A 17957-nucleotide genomic window follows, 5' to 3' on the forward strand; every position below is an offset into this window, starting at 1 on the left:
TGTTGCCACTCGCAGGTCAACGGGCGGAAAAACGAAACAGTTCAGCGACGTTAGAGGTCGGACTCGAAGTCGTCGAGTCCGTACGTCGGCTCGGCACCGCGACGGTCGAGCGTCTCGTTGGCCAGCAGCCAGTAGACGACCGACAGCGCCTTACGCCCCTTGTTGTTCGTCGGGACGACCAGGTCGACGTTCGACGTGGTGTTGTTGGAGTCACACATCGCGATGACCGGGATCCCGACCGTGATGGCCTCCTTGACAGCCTGGGCGTCACCAATCGGGTCGGTGACGACCACGATGTCAGGCTCGATGTAGCCGTCGTAGTCGGGGTTGGTCAGCGTGCCGGGGATGAACCGGCCGGTGCGGACGCGTGCGCCAATGGCTTCGGCGAACTTCTCGGCCGGGAACCGACCGTACTGGCGCGACGATGCGGCCAGAATCTGCTCCGGTTCGTAGTTGGACAGGAAGTCCGCGGCGGTCCGGATGCGCTCGTCGGTCATCGAGACGTCCAGCACGTACAGCCCGTCGGTCCGGACGCGGTGGATGAACCGCTCCATGTCCTGGGTCTTCTGCTGGGTCCCGATGTGGACACCGGCGCCGAGGTAGTCCTCGACGGGGATGAGGAGGTCGGCCTCCGACTGCTCGTCGGGCATGACGTCCTCGTCCAGCTGCGGGCCGGCGGCCTCGTCGGCCTCGGCTTCTTCGTCGGCCTCCGTGTCGGCATCGGTTGGTTCGGCCTCTGTCGCCTCGTCGGCGTCGTCGGCGGGCTGTTCGGCTTCCGTTTCGGTCTCCGCGTCGACCGCTTCGTCGTCCTCGTCGGACGGGTCGAAGTCGGAGTCGGACGCGTCGAGACCTTCTTTTTCGTTGCCGCTCATACTGCGTTGTCCTCGATACGGATTAGTTCGTTCAGCTTGGCTGTGCGCTCGCCGCCGACCGCGCCGGTCTTGATGAACGGTGCGTCAGTGGCGACAGCGAGGTGTGCGATTGTCGTGTCTTCCGTCTCACCGCTGCGGTGGGAGACGACGGACTCGTAGCCGCTTGCCGTCGCCAGTTCGATGGCGTCGACAGCGTCGGTGAGCGTCCCGATCTGGTTGGGCTTGATCAGGATGGAGTTCCCGGCGTCGGCGTTGATACCGGCCTGCAGGCGCTCGACGTTCGTGACGAACAGGTCGTCACCACAGACGAGCGTCTGGTCACCGACCTGTGCGGTCAGGTCCGCGAAGGCCTCGTAGTCGTTCTCGTCGAGGGGGTCCTCGACGTAGACGAGGTCGTACTCCTCGACCTTCCCGGCGATGTACTCGATCTGCGCTTCGGTGGATTTGACGCCGTCGTCGTAGACGTAGCCGTCCTCCTCCTCGTCGTAGAGTTCTGCGCCAGCAACGTCGAGGCCAAAGGAGATTGCGAAGCCAAAGTCGTCGGCGACAGTCTCGACGGCCTCGTCCATAATCTCGAACGCTTCGTCGTCCGAGACGGACGGTGCCCAGGCACCCTCGTCGCCCTTGCCCGCTGGCAGGTCGCGGTCGGCCAGAATGTCGTGGACTTCCTGGTGGACCGCGGCGTTGGCGAAGACGGCCTCTTCGACGCTCGGTGCGCCGACGGGGGCCGCGAGGAACTCCTGAATGTTGGTCGCGTCCGCAGCGTGTTCACCGCCGCCGATGATGTTGCCAAGCGGCGTCGGGTACTCGTTGCCCCGGAACGTACCGCCGAGGTGCTGGTACAGCGGTGCGCCCAGCACGTCGGCACCGGCCTTGGCGGCCGCCATCGAGATGGCGACAGCGCTGTTGGCGCCGATGCCGGAGAAGTCGTCCGTGCCGTCGGCGGCGTGCAGTGCCGCGTCGACGTCACGCTGGTTCCCGGCGTGGACCTCACCGATAAGCCGCGGGAGTGCCTCCTCGCGGGCCTTGGCGATGGCTTCGTTAGCGGGGAGCTCGATGGCTTCGTACTCGCCCGTGCTTGCGCCGCTCGGTGCCTTGCCACGACCGAAGCCCCCACTCTCGGTGAGAACATCGGCCTCGACGGTCGCGTTCCCGCGGGAGTCGAGGACGCGGCGGAGTCTGATGTCTGTGATGAGCGTCATCGTTAGTCACTCCTGTTGACCGTAAACGGTAGGACGCCAGCGTCGTACTCCTCGGCGGCGATGAGTATCGGCTGGGTGTGTTCCGTCTCGATGAGCACGGGAGCACCGTGGGCCAACTGCAGCGCTCGCGCACCGAGCTTGCGGGCCTTCTCGTAGCGGCTTTCCTGTGCGTTCATTGGTAGGGTGAGACGATGTCGACGAGGTCTTTGTGTGAGACGAGCATCCGGCGACAGCAGTGCCGCTCGACGCCAAGTTCGTCGAGGACCTTCTCCGGGTCCTCGGGCTCCTCGGCCTCGCGGGTGCGTGCCTTGAACTCTTCCCAGTGCTCGCCGACGACGTTACCGCACGTGAAACACCGAACCGGTACCATCATACCTGAATCACCTTAGCGGTACGATTTCTGGTAGCGGGCCCGCGCACCGGGGCCGCCCCACTTCTTGGGTTCGGACTGGCGAACGTCGTTGACCAGCAGCGAGCGGTCGAACTCCATGAATGCGTCACGGAGTTCAGCGTCGTTAGTGTGGTCGACGAGCCCGCGAGCGATGGCGGTTCGGGCGGCGTCTGCCTGCCCCATAACGCCGCCACCCTCGACGGACACTTCAACGTCAACCTCGCCGCGGAGGTCGTCCTCGGCGATGCGGAACGGTTCCAGCATCTTGAGCTGCGCCAGCTCCGGGTCGACGAGTTCGACCGGCTGCGAGTCGATACGCACGCGGCCCTCGCCCTCGCGAACGGTTGCGCGGGCGACGGCGGTCTTCTTCTTGCCAGACGTGTTCGTTACCATGTCTTGTTCGCTCCAAGCGTTTCGCTGATTTCGCCCAGCGTGACGAACTTGATGTTCGACAGTCGGTCAAGCGACGTGCCGTCTAGGACCTCGCCGTCCTCGTCGTACGGGTTGCCGAGGTAGACACGGACGTTCTCGAACGCTTCGCGGCCACGCTGCTTCTTGTGGGGCAGCATGCCACGGATGGTGCGCTTGAAGATACCGTCCGGTCGCTTGGGGTAGAAGTACCCGTTGTCGTTACCGATGTCGACACGTTTCTTGTACTTCTCCGTGATCTGCTCCTCTCGGCCGGTGATCACGGCGCGTTCGGCGTTGACGACGGCGACCGTCTCGCCATCGAGCGCGCGTTCGGCGACCTGTGATGCGACGCGGCCCATGATACAGTCGCGGGCGTCAACGATGACATCCGCGTCAAACTCTGCGACGCTCATCGGATCACCCGGACGTGGGAGCCTTCTGGGTTGTTTTCGATTGCCTGTTCGAGTGATACAGCCTCTCCAACCTGGTCGATCTTCGTCTCGGCGGTTCCGGAGAAGTCGACAGCGGCGACGGTGACGTCCTTCTGCAGGACACCGGAGCCAAGCACCTTGCCGGGCACAACGACGGTTTCGTCTTCCTGGGCGTATCGTTCGATACGGCCGAGGTTGACTTCCGCGTGTGTGCGCCGTGGCTTTTCTAAGCGCTCGGCGACGTCGCCCCAGACAGCACCGCCCGAACTGCGGGCGGCTGACTTCAGGTCGGCGATGAGACTACTGAGTCTCGGGTTCGTCTTACTCATATGATTCCTCCGTTGTGGGAAAAGTGCAGGGAGCAGGATTTGAACCTGCGGACCCCTACGGGACAGCGCCCTGAACGCTGCGCCGTTGGCCAAACTTGGCTATCCCTGCGCGCGATTGTTCGTTTTGCGTGCCCCGTAAAACCCCTTTCGGTCCTCGCGCTCGGGGAGCGGGCGGTCATCGGTAGTGGTGGGGTGTGTCGGGGCATTGTGTCGTTACAGCTGGACTGCGTCTTTCAGTTCGGTCGCGCGGTCACGCAGCGTCTCGACCGCGCGCAGGACCAGTTCCTCGGTGGTGAACGAGCCGTCGGTCTCGACGTGGAACACGAACGCGTTCGGCACGTCCGAGACCTCGACCTCCTTGCCGGGATACCGGTTCCGGAGGTCGTTGTCGAACTCGTCTGTCGCGACCAGTTCGCCGTTAGTGGCGTCGCCGGCGGCGTGTTCGGCCGCCTGCTCTTCGATGACGCCACGCAGGATGTTCGGATCGTCGTCCTCGAACTCGCCGAGGTCGCCGACAACCTCCACCTGCTGGAGGTGTCGGTAGCCGACGGCCACGCCGCCCTGGTGTTTGGCGTGTTCCCGACCAGTGTCGAGGACGGCGTCGGCCTCGACTTCGAGACGTTGGCCCTCCTTGAGGTCGATGATCGGGATGTTGTCGTCAGCGGCTTCGACCATCGGGTCCGAGGAGACGAGGTCGCTGGAGTAGGCCGTGGCCGGCCCGTCGACGGACAGCGACAGCGTCACCTCGTCACCGATCTCGAAGTCGTCGAGGTCGGTCGTCAGCGGGACCAGTCCCAGTCGGAGACCGATCTGCTCGTTGAACATCACGCTGGTGTTCTCGATGACGCGGACGGTATCGATACTGAACGTCGGCACGTCCGCGACCATCGCCCGACGGATGCCGTTGGCGAAGGCCGGCGTGATGCCGCGCACGAGGATGCGGGCCTCGCGCTCGCCGCGTTCGACGAACTCAACCTCGTAGTCCTGTGTCATTGGTTAGAATCCGGAGTTCTTGGGTGCACGAGTACCGTCGTGCGGGGTCGGCGTGACGTCCTCGATGCGACCGATCTCCAGCCCCGCTCGGGCGAGTGCGCGGATCGTCGCCTGCGCACCTGGGCCGGGCGAGGTCTGGAGGTTGCCGCCGGGACCGCGGACCCGAACGTCGACGCCCTCGACACCACGGTCGAGGGCCTTCTCCGCAACGACCTCGGCCATCTGCATCGCCGCATACGGCGACGCTTCGTCGCGGTTCTGCTTGACGACCGTCCCGCCGGAGCTCTTTGCGAGCGTCTCTGCGCCGGTCTGGTCGGTGATGGTGATGATCGTGTTGTTGAACGATGCGTGCACGTGGGCGATGCCCCAGATGTCTTCGGTTTCTTCGCTCATTCTTGGGCCTCCGCGCGCTCAGGATGGAGTTCGTCCGACAGCGAGCTGTGCTCGTCGAAGCCGACCGAGCTCTCGACGGCGGTTTCGACTGTCATGCCGGGTCGGGTGACGCGAGCGTCGTCCAGCACGATGTGTCCGTGAACGATGAACTGGCGGGCCTGCTCGGGCGTGTTCGCGTAGCCTTTGCGGTAGACGACCGTCTGCAGGCGGCGTTCCAGCACGTCGGTCACGTCAAGCGACAGCACGTCGTCGAGCTGGTCCTGCTCGTTGAGGATGCCGTAGCGCTTGAGACGGGCGAGGAACTCCTCGGCCTCGGTCTCGTGCTCGCCGGCGCTGCCCAGCAGCTTCCGGGCCTCGCGGCGGTAGCCACGAAGCTCTGACTGTGCGCGCCAGAGTTCTTCCTTGTTCTTCAGGCCGTAGCGGCCGATGAGGTTAGCCTCGTCGGCGATACGTTCGCCCTGGAAGGGATGATTCGGCGTCTCGTAGAACTTCGTGTTTGAACCAAGCGCCATTATTCGTCATCCTCCGCGGCGGCTTCCTCAGCCTGCTCTTCCTTAATCGCCTCGACGTTGACGCCGATGGTCCCCTCCGTCCGGCCAGTGGACTTGGTACGCTGTCCACGGACCTTCTGGCCGCGCTTGTGGCGGACACCGCGGTAGGAGTCAATCATCTTCATGCGGTTGATGTCCTGCCGGCAGGTGAGCTGGAGGTCGTTGCCGGTCTCGTGGGTGGTCTCACCGGTGAAGTAGTCCTTCTGGTGATTGGCCATCCACTCGGGCACCTCATCGGCGAAGTTCTCGACGTTGTCGACGACGCGCTCGATAACGTCGTCGTCGAGCTTGCCGAAGACCGCGCGCCGGTCGACGTCCGCCTTCTGGGCGATAATTCGGGCGGCCCGGTGGCCGATACCGTTCAGTTCTGTCAGTGCTCGCTCGACGGATTTCGTCCCGTCGAGGTCTGTCTGTCCGATACGGACGAAATAGCGGATGTCCTCCTCCTCTTCGGCATCCGCGTCCTCGCCCGCGTTGGGGTCTTCTGCACTCATATGTAGGTACTGATGGGTGAGCGTCGTGGCGGGGATTCGAACCCCGGAGGCTGTACGCCACAGAGTTAGCAACCCTGCGCCTTGGGCCAGGCTTGGCTACCACGACACGCGTTCTATGACACTCGCGCCCGCAGCACACGGACTCGGGGGCTGGTCCCCCTACACGAGTCTATCCGATTCTATTCCGGGGTTGTATTTAAACGCAACGAAGGGGGCTGGCTGCGTGACTCCGAGACATACCCACTGAGACATCTAATAGCAAGTCCTGCCACAGGAGACGAGCCAGCACAATCCCTTCGTCACTGGAGACACACACCAGCATATGCACCGGCACAGCACCGACGGCGGTAGCAGTGTCGACCCAGCTGAGCGGGCAACAGTCCGTGCCCAGTTAGAACAGTTTGCGGGGCCTGACGCCGTCACAGAAGCGGAGGACGGCACGCTTCGGGCCGATTTCAGTGGCCGAACCCACATTGCAGTGGCTCCCGACGGCACGGTAGACACCGGCATGCCACTGCACTCGTTTGCTGGGTCGCCAGAACGGCTCGTGTTCGACCACGACAGCGGCGAACTCCGCGCCGAGTTGGGCGGAGAGAGCGTCTACGTGTTCCGGCGTCCCTGAGTTCGAAGTTCGCGGACCTCTGAACTGGCCTTCCCGCGTGCACCTGCACACGTGTGAGAACGATTAAGCCGCTCTGGCCGTGCTCGGCAGTGTCACAATTCTTATCGCACCTCCGGGACCTACTCCTGTGCATGAATACAGACGACGTACGCGAGCGCCTGCGAACGGTCGAGGACCCGGACCTGGGAGCCGACATCGTCTCACTCGGCCTGATAAACAGCATCGACGTGACTGATGACGAGATCAGCATCGACCTGGCGCTCGGTGCGCCGTACTCGCCGACGGAGACGAGCATCGCGAACGAGGTCCGCGAGGCGCTTAGCGACATCGACCGCGAAATAGATCTCTCGGCGAGCGTCGACCGCGGCGTTCCGGAGGCCGAGGACCCGCTCCCGAAGGTCAAGAACGTCATTGCGGTCGCTTCAGGGAAAGGCGGCGTCGGCAAGTCTACTGTCGCGGTGAACCTCGCCGCGGGTCTCTCGCGGCTCGGGGCCCGCGTCGGCCTGTTCGACGCCGACGTGTACGGTCCGAACGTCCCCCGGATGCTCGACGCCGACGAACAGCCGCGCGCGACAGAGGACGAGGAGATCATCCCCGTCGAGAAACACGGGATGAAACTGATGAGCATGGACTTCCTCGTCGGCAAGGACGACCCGGTCATCTTCCGCGGCCCGATGGTCGACAACGTCCTCACGCAGCTCTGGGACGACGTGCTCTGGGGCGAACTCGACTACATGGTCGTTGACCTGCCGCCGGGGACCGGCGACACGCAGCTGACGATGCTCCAGCAGGTGCCCGTCTCCGGAGCCGTCATCGTTACGACGCCGGAGGAGGTCGCCCTCGACGACGCCCGGAAGGGGCTCCGGATGTTCGGCCGCCACGAAACTCCCGTCCTGGGTATCGTCGAGAACATGTCGTCGTTCGTCTGCCCGGACTGTGGCGGCACGCACGACATCTTCGGCAGCGGCGGCGGCCGCGAGTTCGCCGACGAGACGGAGATGCCGTTCCTCGGCGAGATCCCGCTCGACCCCGAAGTCAGGGAAGGTGGCGCGACCGGCGAGCCGCTCGTTCTGGACGAGGACAGCGATGTCGGCGAGTCGTTCCGCGACATCGCCGCCCGCACCGCCAACATGCAGGGCATCATCCACCGAAAGCGCCAGAGCGACAGTCAGGCCACCCAACCAGAGCAGTAGCGGGCAGAAGAGAGCAATAGCTCGTTGTTGCGGGAGACAGAGAGAAAAAACCGAGTTACGCTTCGACCGGGTTGTTCATCTTCCGGGTGACGTAGCCGGCGATGCGGTTGCGGACACCCTTTGATTCGATGTTGGTCAGTTCCTCGACGACGTCTTTGTTGTGTTCGAAGTCTGCACCGAAGGCGTCAGGGTATCGCTCCATGAGGAGCGTCCCGGTCTTCTTGACGTAGGCGGGTTTGATTGCCATGCGCGCTACTTGCTTGGTCGCACTCAAAAAGGGTTCGGAACGGACCACGCACGCGAATGTTTATCAGGAGGGGCGGAACCAGGCACTGCCGTGCGCTGACCGTCGCTGTGGCAGGCCCAGCGGGAGTGCGACACAGCCTGTCACCGACTGTGGTGTGTCGCCTGTTTGCCCCTGATTCCGTGCGGAGTCGCTACCACTCGGCATCGACTAGCTCACGCACGCGCTGGAAGGCCGCTTGCTCGCGCTCGCTGCCGGCCGTGTCGACCACGGACTCGAAATAGGCGAGGCGCTCCAGCAACGTCTCGCGGTCGTAGCTCGGCACGTCCAGTCGCGAAGCCGCGACCGTCGCCTCGACGACGGCAGCGTGGCCGCGGTTCGTCGTCGGCACGACGCGCCGCTCAACGGCACTGTCGACAGGGTGGAGTCCCCACTCGACCCACTGTGTGTTCCCTTCTGCTCCAGAATCACGCCGTTCAACGTCGACCTCTACCCACGCGTCTGCGCTGTCAATGACCGGGTCGTCTTCCTCGCGGACTGACAGCGCCGCTTCGGCGAAATCGACCGGGTCGCGAGTGAACTGAACGTAGCCATCCCCACGCTCCCGGAAGTTCCGCCAGGTCCGGGTCCGTCCCCACGTCGTCGCCGTGGCTGGCCCGTCACCGTCTGGTGCATGGACACCCAGCGCAGCGATGTTCCAGCGCTCATTCGGTCCCAGCGTGGTGACGACCGTCTCGGTGACGCCGGCGAGCGCGACGGGCCACGCCGTCTGTACGTCAGTTCCGTCTGGCGGCAGCTCCCCGGTCACACTTCGAGCCCCCGTTCCAGCGCGACGAACAACGCACCGGCAACGATATCCGCAGTCGTTCCGGGATTGATGTCCCGCTGGACGAACTCCTCGGCGAGGTCGGTTGCGTCTTCGTCGCCGTCGAGAACGGCCTGTGCCCGTCGCTGGACCTCTGTGGCGGTTTCGCGGTTCTGTCGCGTGGCGATGAAGGTGTCCGGTTCCGCTGCAAGCAGTTCGAGGAACACGGCAGACGCGCGGTCTGCAACGGGTCCCGACCCGTTCAGTAGCCACTCGGCAGCCTCGAAGACGCGCTCGAAGCCGGAGACCCACTCGGCTGCCACACCGTCGACCTCAGCACTTGACTCCATTACATCGAACAGGGTCAGTCCCCGCGCCCGGAGTTCCGGAATCGCGTCGCTCCCGCGGCGGACATCGAGCGGTTCCAGCCCGTCCGGCGGGTCGTCGACGGCTACATCGACGTGTTCGAAGGCGCGGTAGAACGCCGCCGCATCCTCGACGGTCGTCTCGCGGACAACGGCGTCCACACCGGACGGCGACAGTCGCCCATCGACGGCCGCGGCCGCCAGCGGCGTAAGCGTCAGCAGCGCCCCGAACTGGGTGTTCCCGCCCGATTGGGCGGCCATCCCCTCGACAGCAGTCTCGAACGCGGGACCGATAGAGTCGCCCGCAGCCGCGCGGTCGAGCCCCGGACGTGCTCCCACGGCACCGGCCATGAAGTGCTCGAACCGGAGGTCGTCGTACTCCCGCTTTCGGTCGACGTTGCCGGGCTTCGGCGTGCCGGAGACCTCCAGCAGTAGTGCCAGCTGGGCGTTCTGTCCGACCAACCGGTCGCTCACGGTGACACCTCCGACGCGAACCATCCCGCTGTCGCTTCCCGGACAGCACGGAGCGTATCGGGATTGTCGCTTGCACGCCCGACACTGACCGCATCAGCGCCGTAGGCGAGGTACTCCTGTGCGGTCTCCGCCCCTCGAACGCCGTTGTTTGCGACGACGAACAGGTCGGTGGCGTCGGTCACCTCGGCGATGACGGACTCCGAGTCCATCGCGTCGACGTGGAACATGTCGCCACCAGCCGCTTCGATGGCGTGAGCAATGGCTGGGAGCGAGACGCCGTCGAGTTCAGCACGTCCTTTCACCGAGACCGTCGCCCCTGTCGACGCGGCTGCTTCCACGAACGTCGCCAGTCGCTCCGGGTCCCGGAGCAGTGCCTCGCCAGCACCGGCGGCGCACATCTCGTCTTGCCGGCAGTGGGCATTGATCTCGACGATGGCGTCGTGACGCTGGCAAACGGCAGCAGTACGCTCGACGGGCGCGAGCGTCGCGCTCCGGACGTTGAACGCCGGGCGTAACGGTGCGTCTGCAAGCGAAGCCAACTGGTCGTCGACGAACGCGACCGGATCGTCCGGCAGGAACTCGGAGCGGTCGCGGTCCGTCATCGCTTGGGCGGCCTCGCGGGTCCGGTCGTCAAGTGCGATACCGCCGAGGAACGCACATCCGACCTGAGACTCGACCGCGCGGGCCCACGACGCGTTGGCCTCGCCACTCAAACTCGCAAGCGCGACCCGCGGCTCGAACATCAGGCCACCTCCGAGAGGGCTGTTTCGACGGCGCGAGCCACCCGTTCGGCGTCAGCCTCGTCGTCAAGAGAAGTGTCGGTTCGGACGACCGGCACGTCGAGCGGCGTCGAATCGTCGTTGTCCAGTACGAACGCATCGGCGAAGGGGTATGACTCGGCCACGCCAGCGGTACTTGGCTCAACGCCGACGCCGGCCATCAGGTCCGCTGCTGGCCCCGAGAACACCGTGTCTTCTATGAACGGCGAGATGGCGACAACCGTTGTTTCGTGGAGTGCCTCTTCGACCTCATCGATGGCGAGCATCGGCCCGAGCGAGGTCACGGGATTTGACGGACCAATAACGACAGTATCTTCGAGTGCGGTCAGGACGGCATCCGTCGCGCTGGCCGCCTCAGAGCCACGAAACTCCACGTCTTCGACCGGTGGTTCCCCGTTATGACCGACCCACCACTCCTGGAAATGCATCGGGCCGGTCGGCGTGTGGATGATGGACGCGACAGGGTCGTTGCTCATCGGTAGCAGGGTCCGCTCCAGTTCGAACGCGTCGGCGAGCGTTCGCGTCACCTCGGTCAGCGAGTGGCCCTCGTCAAGCAGCGAGGTCCGTGTGACGTGGACCGCGCGGTCCCGGTCGCCGATGTGCATGAACTCCGCGACGCCCGAGAAGCGCCGCCAGCGAGCGATGTCACGCCCCGCGGTCTGTGCATCGTCGGAGAGGTATCGCGGGCCGCCTTCGAGCCCGGCGGCGTCGGCGAGCCGCGTCAGTTCGGCGTGTGTCTCTGCGGTGTCGTCGGCGATACCCCACCACATCTCTCGGTCGAGGACAGCACCGTCCAGAAACAGGACGGTATCGAGGTCGGGACAGACCAGATGCCCACCCAGTTCGATATCGTCCCCGGTGTTGGCGACGACAGTCGTCGCCGCGGGTGAAAACACGTCGTCGGCACCGGCGAGGAGCTTCGGCGTTCCCGTCCCGCCGGCGAGAAACGTCACCATGTCTTGACGTAGGGGGAACTGACAGTATAAACGTGGTCACTGACGCTGGTCAGGGTTTGAAAACGACCGTACGAGGACGTTTTTTATGCAGAGAATCACAGCTGAGAACTGGGTGGGTAGAGTGAAGAGGGTCGGTAAGATAGGCAGGGTAACGGGTGCTATGCCCATCGTGAATCCACACCGCTTCGCGCCTGCAACCTCCAACGAAGAGTACGTCTACGGGTCCTGTGCGCCGGGCTGGCATACGGCCGCCACGCATCAGGATGCTCTCGATGAGTGGGTCGCACATATGCAGGCACACGACATCGAGCGAGTCTGCTGTCTGCTTCCCGGGCAACAGCTCGACGACGCTGGGGCCAATATCCAGCGCTATCGGGCGGCCTTCGGAGCGTCATCAGTCCGCCACGTACCCGTTCCCGACCACCGACTTATCCCACAGGACCGCCTCCACAACGAGATTCTGCCGTTCCTCGTCGACGCCTGTGAGACAGAGGAACGAGTTGTCGTTCATTGTCTGGCCGGCATCGGTCGCACCGGACAGGCACTCGCCGCATGGTTGGTGTATCATTACGACTACGGCCCCGACCGCGCCATCGAAGCAGTACAGGAGATGGGTCGTGACCCGAAGGACGCAATCAAGGCAGGGAACGCGACCAGAGACGAACTGTTCGATCTGTTGTCGTCTGTCGCGCGTCTGTAGGGCCACTCAGCACAGTGGATTCAGTCCGTGCGCGGGAGAAGCCGTGCGCCGACAGCAAAGCCGACGACGGCACAGACGGTGAGAACAGCGAGCGGGCCGAGCGCTTCGCCAGTCCCCGTCGTCGCCGCACGGACGCCACGCGAAAAGTACGTCAGCGGCGAGAGCCAGGTCGGCAGCCACGTGGGGAGGAGCGTCTGTGGGACGAACGTCTCTGAGAGGAAGAGCAACGGCAGCGCAATGCCGTTGCTCGCCGCGATGACGCCGTCTTGCGAGTCCGCGAGACTGCCCAGCATCGCCCCGACAGCACAGAACAGTGCGACGCCAAGGCCGACAAACGGGAACAACAGCCCCGACAGGCGGATTGTTGCGCCGGTGAGCCACACCATCAGGCCCAGAATCAAGAGGCCGGCGATGCCGATGATGACGACGTTGACGAGCGTCTGTGCCAGCAGCCACTCGGTCCGGGTCAGCGGCGTCGTCGCCAGCTTTTCGAAACGGTTCCCGTCTCGGTGACGGGCCACTTCGCTGCCGACGCGAGAGAGCGGCGTAAACAGAACGACGACCGCCAGATACCCCGGCGCATAGAAGCTCGGTGGCTCGGTGAACAGCCCGCCGCCGCCCGGCTGGGTCTGGACCAGCACGCCGAAGATGACGACGATGATGACCGGGAAGAAGAACGTGAAGAAGACGGCCGTCCGTCGCCGGAGGAAGGCCAGCGACGCTGCTCGCGTCTCCGCCGTGAGGCGACCCAGTCGGCTCATTGGACACCACCCGCGACCGGCTCCGTCTGCTGTGGTTCGCCGCGCCGGCCGACGGCCGTCCCGGTGAGTTCGAGGTACACGTCCTCTAAGTCCGGCTGTTTCCAGGTCAGACTGTCGTACTCGATGCCCGCCTCGCCCAGTTGCGCAGTGATGTTACCGATAGATTCCGGACGGATGCCGTAGACGACCAGCCGGCCGTTCCGGAGTGCTGTCTCCGCCGGGTAGTCGATGGCCGCCACAGCGGCTTCATCGAAGGTCCCATCCACGATGAGCTGGCTGTCGCCGCCGTGCTCAGCGACGAGTTCCTCCGGCGAATCCAGTGCGATGAGTGTCCCGTCAGCGAGGAGACCGACGCGGTCCGCGAGGCGCTGGGCTTCCTCCATGTAATGTGTCGTGACGAGAATCGTCACACCGCGGTCGGCAAGCCCCTCCAGCAGTCGCCAGAGGTCACGCCGCCCGGCTGGGTCGATGCCGGTTGTGGGTTCGTCCAGCACGAGGAGGTCCGGGTCGTTAATCAGCGCCGTCGCAACACAGGTCCGTCGCTGCTGTCCGCCTGAAAGGTTCTCGTAGGTTGTACTAGCAGTGTCTAATAGACCGACGTCGTCGAGGACAGCCTCGACGTCGCGAGTATCGTCGTAGAGACCGGCGTAGTACTCGAGCAGTTCCCGAGCCGTCAGTCGCTCGTGGGGCGCAAACGACTGTGGCAACAGACCGATTCGGTCGCGGGCGACCGTTCTGGGGGACTGGCCGAACAGCCGTACCTCGCCAGTCGCATCCGTCGTTCCGGTCAACGCCCGTACGAGCGTCGTCTTGCCAGCTCCGTTGGGCCCGACCAGTGCGAGCACCTCGCCGGCGGTCGCCGTCAGCGAAACACCGTCAAGTGCGACCGTATCGCCGTAGCGTCGCCCGACATCCGACGCGACCAGTACCTCGTCCATGCGCCCTCGTCCGGTCGGGCCGCCGAAAGCAGTTCCGTTCTCGCGCCACTATGGGTTACACGTTGCGGCCACATTCCAGACAGACAGCCGGGAGCCACGGCTTGTCCGTAACGACTGGTCTGGTGGTTTCACAGTGGTCACAGAATTCGGTTTTCGTCGCCATGTGCCGGAAGTGTCACAGCAGAACAATAAATAGTTTGTTGTGCGGTATATCTTCTCATACTGGTGGGACTTCGCCACGGCGTTCCGGTGCCAGTATCACTGTGGCCTGCTACGTGACGTACGATCTGATGTCACGGACGATAGCGTCCACGTCGAACTCGTCGCTGGCCTCGGCTTTGTCGTAGACCGTCTCGTCGTCCACGCTAATCCTGAACACCCCGTGGTCGCCCATGACCAGTCGGACGCTGTCGAGTTCCCGCTCAAGTCCGGACAGAATCGCCTGCTGGACGGTTACCGCTCGCTCGCGGAATCCACATGGGACACAGTATTCGATTTCGACGGTGCTCATATCGGCCTTTACGCCTGTCAACGTGAAAGCGCTATGGTCGGTCGACTAATGTTCGGAGCCGACTGACGAGCGTCACGTCGAACCGGTGGACGCCGTACAGCAGTCCGACCGAGGTGACGAACACCACTGTCGAAAGACCATACGACTGGGACAGGGCCGCCTGTGACAGCGTTGCCCCGACGCCCACGAATCCGCCCAGTATCGACGCGATAATCGGGAGGACACAGGAGACACACGAAAACAGGCCGACGATGCCGCCAACCGCGCCGCCGCTCGCGTCGACGGCGGTCACGAACACCAGATACGAGAGCGCCAGGTAGCCGGCGACTTTCCACGGAATGAGCACTACGCTGAGGGTCGCACCGCTGAACACGACCGTCGGCGAGAATCCGGGCGGGGCCTGCGTGACTAGCCGGACCCCCGTCCCCTGGCCGCCCGTTCCGTAGACGCCGCCGACGTACCCTAACACGAGTAGATAGCCCAGAGCGATAACCGCACTGCCGAGCGTCCGACGGCGGTCGGTCAGTTCCGGCCGCACCCGCAGGACAACGAGACCGGCGATGTTGAGCCAGATGAACGGGAACAGCAGAAGGAACGGGTCCGTCGCGGGTTGGGCCGTGTTGAGGACGTAGCCCAGAACGAGGATAACTTCCGCGTTCAATACGGCTGCCCAGGTCACCAGCGAGCGCGTGTCCGGGATCGCATCTCTGAAAGCTGCTGTCGTGGTGCTCATAGTGCGAGTGCGTCGACGACGATGGCGATCAGGACTGCCCCGAGGTAGGCGTTCGACGCGTGGAACGCCCGGAACGCCGCCGCTTCGGTCTGCTCGCGGTGGAGCAGGATGACGGCCCAGAGGAACACCGCACCCAGCAACACCGACGTGACGGCGTACAGCCAGCCAAGCGACGTGAGCACGCCCAGAACACCCGAGGCGATGAGCGTCGCTCCGAGATAGTAGACGATGTGCTTGCGCGTCTCCGTCTCGCCGCGGACGACCGGCATCATCGGGAAGCCGCCCGCCTCGTAGTCGTCCTTGTACGCGAGCGCGAGGTTGTAGAAGTGCGCCGGCGTCCAGAGGAAGATGACGACGGCAAGGACAACCCCCGGGAGGCCGACCGTCCCGTCAGCGGCGACCCAGCCGATGAGCGCCGGCAGTGCACCGGCAGCCCCACCGAGGACAGTGTTCTGGACAGTGTTAGGCTTCAACACGAGCGTGTAGATAACGCTGTAGAACACAATCGCGGTTAGTCCGAGCAGCGCCACAAGCATGTTTACCTGCCAGAACAGCCAGAGCGAGGCGAACGACAAGAGTAGTCCGAACGCCAGCGCGTTCCGGACCGGAATCTGGTGGGTCGCGATGGGACGGTCCGAGGTCCGGTCCATCCGCTTGTCGATGTCACGTTCGAGAACGTGGTTGAACGTCCCCGACGCGCCGATAGAGAGGACGCCGCCCCCGAGCGTGAGCAGCACCGTCCGGACGGTGAGCGCCTCACCGGCCGCAAGTGCCATCCCGGCGGCGGCGACCAGGCACAGAAGCCACATCAGCCGGGGCTTCATCAGGCGGAAGTACGCAGATGCGGTCCCGACGAGGCGTTCGCGGAGCGAGAGTGTTGTGGTCCGGCCGGCGCTTTCGTCTCCGGTCGGTTCCGGCGCAGGTGTCGGGTTCTTCACCGGCGTCTCGTCATCACTGCCCGTCTCAGCTTCGAGGTGCCACGCTAGGGCCAGCACGAACGAGCCGAAGATTCCCATCCCCAGAGCGAGGTGGGCGCCGGGAAGTGCCGTCTCGGTGCTCGTCGCGACGACAGCCCCCAGCGCTATCTGGACCGGGTACAGCGCGGTGCCGAGGAGGATAGCTGCCCTGACCCGGCCGCGACAGCCGGATCGAAGCCCGATGGCGGCCACGGCCACCACGAGGAGTCCGACGACGGCCGCGACGAGTCGGTGCCCCCAGGCGACCAGCAGGGCCGTGTTCGTCACGTCGACCGGTCCGTCACACAGCGGCCAAGTCGTGCAGGCTGCTGCCGCATCCGTGAGCGTTGTCGTCGCGCCGGCGAGAACTAGCAAGTACACGCCGACAGCGGTCGCGGCGAGCAGCCCGGTGAAGGTCCGGCTCTCTGCCATTGTTGTATCCTTCGCTGCTGTCCACTTAGACCCCGCGATTCCGCTGTCTCTGTCTGGAGCGAGTCTGCTACCCTACTGTTGCAAATCGAGGGGTTGTGGCGAAGACAGCAGTTATTTATCTCCGAAATCCTAAGCCGCATCCATGACCCGGAAACGCGCCGGTCTGGTCGCTCTGTTCGGTGCTGCGTTGCTCGCACTCGCCGCCGAGCCGGCCGCCGCCGCACAGATTCAGGACTCGACAACGGATAGTCTCATCTGGGGGTTGAACATGAACCTCCTCTACGTTGCTATCCCGATTACGGTCCTCGTCGAAGGGATTTTGATCTACACCGTCTGGCGGTTCCGTAATCAGGAGGAGGCGCTCCCTACACAGGAGAACCGCCGACTCGAGGTCACCTGGACCATCGCGACGGCGATCATTCTCCTGTTCGTCGGTGTCGCCTCCTATCAGGTGATGGCGAGCCCGTACGTCACCGCCGAGGCCGGTGACCAGGCCGAACTACAGGAACAGGACACTGAACTCATTACCGTCGAAGCCCAGCGGTACGGCTGGACGTTCTACTACAACGAGTCGAGCTGGGACGGTGAGGCGGAAGTGAGCACCACGACGGACCTGAAGATACCGGCCAATCAAGACGTATCTTTGCGGGTCACGTCGACTGACTGGCTACACGCGTTCCACGTTCCCGGGCTGGGGCTGAAATCCGACGCGTTCCCCGGCCAGTACAACAGTCTCCGAACCCGCGCGACGAATACCGGCACGTACCAGCTCTACTGTGCCGAGTACTGTGGCTCCGGTCACTCACAGATGCTCGGGACCGTTGAAGTCGTCCCGCAGGACGAGTACGAGGATTGGCTGGCAGAGCAAAAGAGCGGCGGCGACTCCGAAAGCAGCAGCGAGTAACGCGGCAACTGAACGGGTTTTTCATTTGAGGGCCGATGAACTACGGAGTGCTACGCTCGTCCAGCAGCGCGAGCAGTTCCGGACGTGACCGGAGTTAGGCCAAGTCGAAGTCCCACAGGAGAGCCGACGCTGCCCGTCAGTCCATTACTGAACGATTCGCCTGTCAGCTACGTCACTGTCAGATGTACGCTTTGGCGGCTATGATTGTTTCACTGAATTCCTGCTTACCGTCGGCAGAGAACACGATTCCGCAGGTCTGAGCGTCCGTATCGCAGTTAATCTGGACACCTCTTGTCGGTGAATTAAAAGTGCCCTGTAATAGGACGTGGCTATTCAGACAGCAACATTCGAAAGCCAGCCAGCAACTTAGATTTCAACGAGCCTCGACACCCCACACGTCGACGACCACATTCTGGCGTCGATGCCACGGGGGGCAGAGTCCCGGCTTCGATAGTGTTATGCTCGGCGTTTCTGTCGCCTTCGGTGCTAGAACGTCTCGGTTTAGTCATCAAAGCAT

At 64.1% G+C, this 17957-nt stretch carries 25 protein-coding genes and 2 tRNA genes; 4 read left to right on the plus strand and 23 right to left on the minus strand.

Translation table 11 applies throughout. The features are described from left to right. Positions 1-50: 50 nt before the first annotated feature. From rpsB to C437_RS09885, 13 genes are all read right to left on the minus strand, one after another. The gene (gene rpsB / locus C437_RS09825; RefSeq protein ID WP_004516794.1) at positions 51-872 is read right to left on the minus strand and encodes a 30S ribosomal protein S2; all 822 of its coding nucleotides are present in this window, start codon (positions 870-872) and stop codon (positions 51-53) included. Further along, the gene (gene eno, locus C437_RS09830; RefSeq protein ID WP_004516795.1) at positions 869-2074 is read right to left on the minus strand and encodes a phosphopyruvate hydratase; all 1206 of its coding nucleotides are present in this window, start codon (positions 2072-2074) and stop codon (positions 869-871) included. Before eno ends, rpsB begins: the two co-directional genes overlap by 4 nt. 2 nt (positions 2075-2076) lie before the next feature. After that, the gene (locus C437_RS09835; RefSeq protein ID WP_004516796.1) at positions 2077-2250 is read right to left on the minus strand and encodes a DNA-directed RNA polymerase subunit K; all 174 of its coding nucleotides are present in this window, start codon (positions 2248-2250) and stop codon (positions 2077-2079) included. Next, on the minus strand, positions 2247-2447 hold the full coding sequence (locus tag C437_RS09840) for a DNA-directed RNA polymerase subunit N (RefSeq protein ID WP_004516797.1): 201 nt from the start codon (positions 2445-2447) through the stop codon (positions 2247-2249). The genes C437_RS09835 and C437_RS09840 overlap by 4 nt, the downstream gene beginning before the upstream one ends. A 12-nt stretch (positions 2448-2459) precedes the next feature. Then, positions 2460-2858, minus strand: coding sequence for a 30S ribosomal protein S9 (locus C437_RS09845; RefSeq protein ID WP_004516798.1), 399 nt, complete (start codon positions 2856-2858; stop codon positions 2460-2462). Beyond that, a complete protein-coding gene (locus tag C437_RS09850) occupies positions 2852-3289 on the minus strand; it encodes a 50S ribosomal protein L13 (RefSeq protein WP_004516799.1) in 438 nt (145 codons plus the stop codon). Before C437_RS09850 ends, C437_RS09845 begins: the two co-directional genes overlap by 7 nt. After that, entirely contained in the window at positions 3286-3636 is a 351-nt protein-coding gene (locus tag C437_RS09855; protein WP_004516800.1) for a 50S ribosomal protein L18e, read from the minus strand. Before C437_RS09855 ends, C437_RS09850 begins: the two co-directional genes overlap by 4 nt. Positions 3637-3660: 24 nt before the next feature. Beyond that, positions 3661-3745 (minus strand) — tRNA-Leu (locus tag C437_RS09860). A gap of 104 nt (positions 3746-3849) precedes the next feature. Then, positions 3850-4629 (minus strand): DNA-directed RNA polymerase subunit D, encoded by a 780-nt coding sequence (locus C437_RS09865; protein ID WP_004516801.1) that lies wholly within the window; start codon positions 4627-4629, stop codon positions 3850-3852. A 3-nt stretch (positions 4630-4632) separates the two neighbouring features. Then, positions 4633-5022 carry a 30S ribosomal protein S11 gene (locus C437_RS09870; protein ID WP_004516802.1) on the minus strand — a complete coding sequence of 130 codons (390 nt, stop codon included), beginning with the start codon at positions 5020-5022 and terminating at the stop codon, positions 4633-4635. Next, positions 5019-5534: a 30S ribosomal protein S4 gene (locus C437_RS09875; protein WP_004516803.1), complete on the minus strand. Its 516-nt coding sequence runs from the start codon at positions 5532-5534 to the stop codon at positions 5019-5021. The genes C437_RS09870 and C437_RS09875 overlap by 4 nt, the downstream gene beginning before the upstream one ends. Beyond that, the gene (locus tag C437_RS09880) at positions 5534-6067 is read right to left on the minus strand and encodes a 30S ribosomal protein S13 (RefSeq protein ID WP_004516804.1); all 534 of its coding nucleotides are present in this window, start codon (positions 6065-6067) and stop codon (positions 5534-5536) included. Before C437_RS09880 ends, C437_RS09875 begins: the two co-directional genes overlap by 1 nt. 21 nt (positions 6068-6088) lie before the next feature. Further along, positions 6089-6173, minus strand: a tRNA-Ser gene (locus C437_RS09885). A 216-nt stretch (positions 6174-6389) separates the two neighbouring features. Here C437_RS09885 and C437_RS09890 point away from each other — a divergent pair. Both C437_RS09890 and C437_RS09895 read left to right on the plus strand, forming a co-directional pair. Continuing rightward, positions 6390-6689, plus strand: a complete 300-nt coding sequence (locus C437_RS09890) for a hypothetical protein (protein ID WP_004516805.1) — start codon at positions 6390-6392, stop codon at positions 6687-6689. A gap of 131 nt (positions 6690-6820) precedes the next feature. Continuing rightward, positions 6821-7882: an Mrp/NBP35 family ATP-binding protein gene (locus C437_RS09895; protein WP_004516806.1), complete on the plus strand. Its 1062-nt coding sequence runs from the start codon at positions 6821-6823 to the stop codon at positions 7880-7882. A 55-nt stretch (positions 7883-7937) separates the two neighbouring features. Here C437_RS09895 and C437_RS09900 read toward each other — a convergent pair whose 3' ends face one another. From C437_RS09900 to cofD, 5 genes are all read right to left on the minus strand, one after another. Continuing rightward, positions 7938-8129, minus strand: a complete 192-nt coding sequence (locus tag C437_RS09900) for a 30S ribosomal protein S17e (protein WP_004516807.1) — start codon at positions 8127-8129, stop codon at positions 7938-7940. A 190-nt stretch (positions 8130-8319) separates the two neighbouring features. Next, a complete protein-coding gene (locus C437_RS09905; protein ID WP_004516808.1) occupies positions 8320-8934 on the minus strand; it encodes a DUF447 domain-containing protein in 615 nt (204 codons plus the stop codon). Continuing rightward, positions 8931-9794 carry a triphosphoribosyl-dephospho-CoA synthase gene (locus C437_RS09910; protein ID WP_004516809.1) on the minus strand — a complete coding sequence of 288 codons (864 nt, stop codon included), beginning with the start codon at positions 9792-9794 and terminating at the stop codon, positions 8931-8933. The genes C437_RS09905 and C437_RS09910 overlap by 4 nt, the downstream gene beginning before the upstream one ends. Then, the gene (locus C437_RS09915; protein ID WP_004516810.1) at positions 9767-10513 is read right to left on the minus strand and encodes a tRNA-dihydrouridine synthase; all 747 of its coding nucleotides are present in this window, start codon (positions 10511-10513) and stop codon (positions 9767-9769) included. Before C437_RS09915 ends, C437_RS09910 begins: the two co-directional genes overlap by 28 nt. Next, the gene (gene cofD / locus C437_RS09920) at positions 10513-11505 is read right to left on the minus strand and encodes a 2-phospho-L-lactate transferase (protein WP_004516811.1); all 993 of its coding nucleotides are present in this window, start codon (positions 11503-11505) and stop codon (positions 10513-10515) included. Before cofD ends, C437_RS09915 begins: the two co-directional genes overlap by 1 nt. Before the next feature lie 160 nt (positions 11506-11665). Between cofD and C437_RS09925 the strand changes: the two genes are divergently transcribed. Next, positions 11666-12205, plus strand: a complete 540-nt coding sequence (locus C437_RS09925) for a protein-tyrosine phosphatase family protein (RefSeq protein ID WP_004516812.1) — start codon at positions 11666-11668, stop codon at positions 12203-12205. Between the two features lie 20 nt (positions 12206-12225). Here C437_RS09925 and C437_RS09930 read toward each other — a convergent pair whose 3' ends face one another. The 5 genes from C437_RS09930 to C437_RS09950 all read right to left on the minus strand — a co-directional run bounded on the left by C437_RS09930 (position 12226) and on the right by C437_RS09950 (position 16536). Further along, complete coding sequence (locus tag C437_RS09930; RefSeq protein ID WP_004516813.1) at positions 12226-12966, minus strand: ABC transporter permease; 741 nt, start codon at positions 12964-12966, stop codon at positions 12226-12228. Further along, positions 12963-13904 carry an ABC transporter ATP-binding protein gene (locus C437_RS09935; protein ID WP_004516814.1) on the minus strand — a complete coding sequence of 314 codons (942 nt, stop codon included), beginning with the start codon at positions 13902-13904 and terminating at the stop codon, positions 12963-12965. Before C437_RS09935 ends, C437_RS09930 begins: the two co-directional genes overlap by 4 nt. A gap of 271 nt (positions 13905-14175) precedes the next feature. After that, positions 14176-14415, minus strand: a complete 240-nt coding sequence (locus C437_RS09940) for an Rdx family protein (protein ID WP_004516815.1) — start codon at positions 14413-14415, stop codon at positions 14176-14178. Between the two features lie 31 nt (positions 14416-14446). Beyond that, entirely contained in the window at positions 14447-15148 is a 702-nt protein-coding gene (locus C437_RS09945; RefSeq protein WP_004516816.1) for a DUF7546 family protein, read from the minus strand. Beyond that, a complete protein-coding gene (locus C437_RS09950) occupies positions 15145-16536 on the minus strand; it encodes a heme o synthase (RefSeq protein ID WP_004516817.1) in 1392 nt (463 codons plus the stop codon). The genes C437_RS09945 and C437_RS09950 overlap by 4 nt, the downstream gene beginning before the upstream one ends. A 142-nt stretch (positions 16537-16678) precedes the next feature. On the opposite strand from C437_RS09950, the gene coxB reads away from it, so the two are divergent. Further along, positions 16679-17440 (plus strand): cytochrome c oxidase subunit II, encoded by a 762-nt coding sequence (gene coxB, locus C437_RS09955; RefSeq protein ID WP_004516818.1) that lies wholly within the window; start codon positions 16679-16681, stop codon positions 17438-17440. Positions 17441-17957: the final 517 nt, after the last annotated feature.

This window comes from Haloarcula vallismortis ATCC 29715 (genome assembly GCF_000337775.1).
Classification (GTDB): Archaea; Halobacteriota; Halobacteria; order Halobacteriales; family Haloarculaceae; genus Haloarcula; species Haloarcula vallismortis.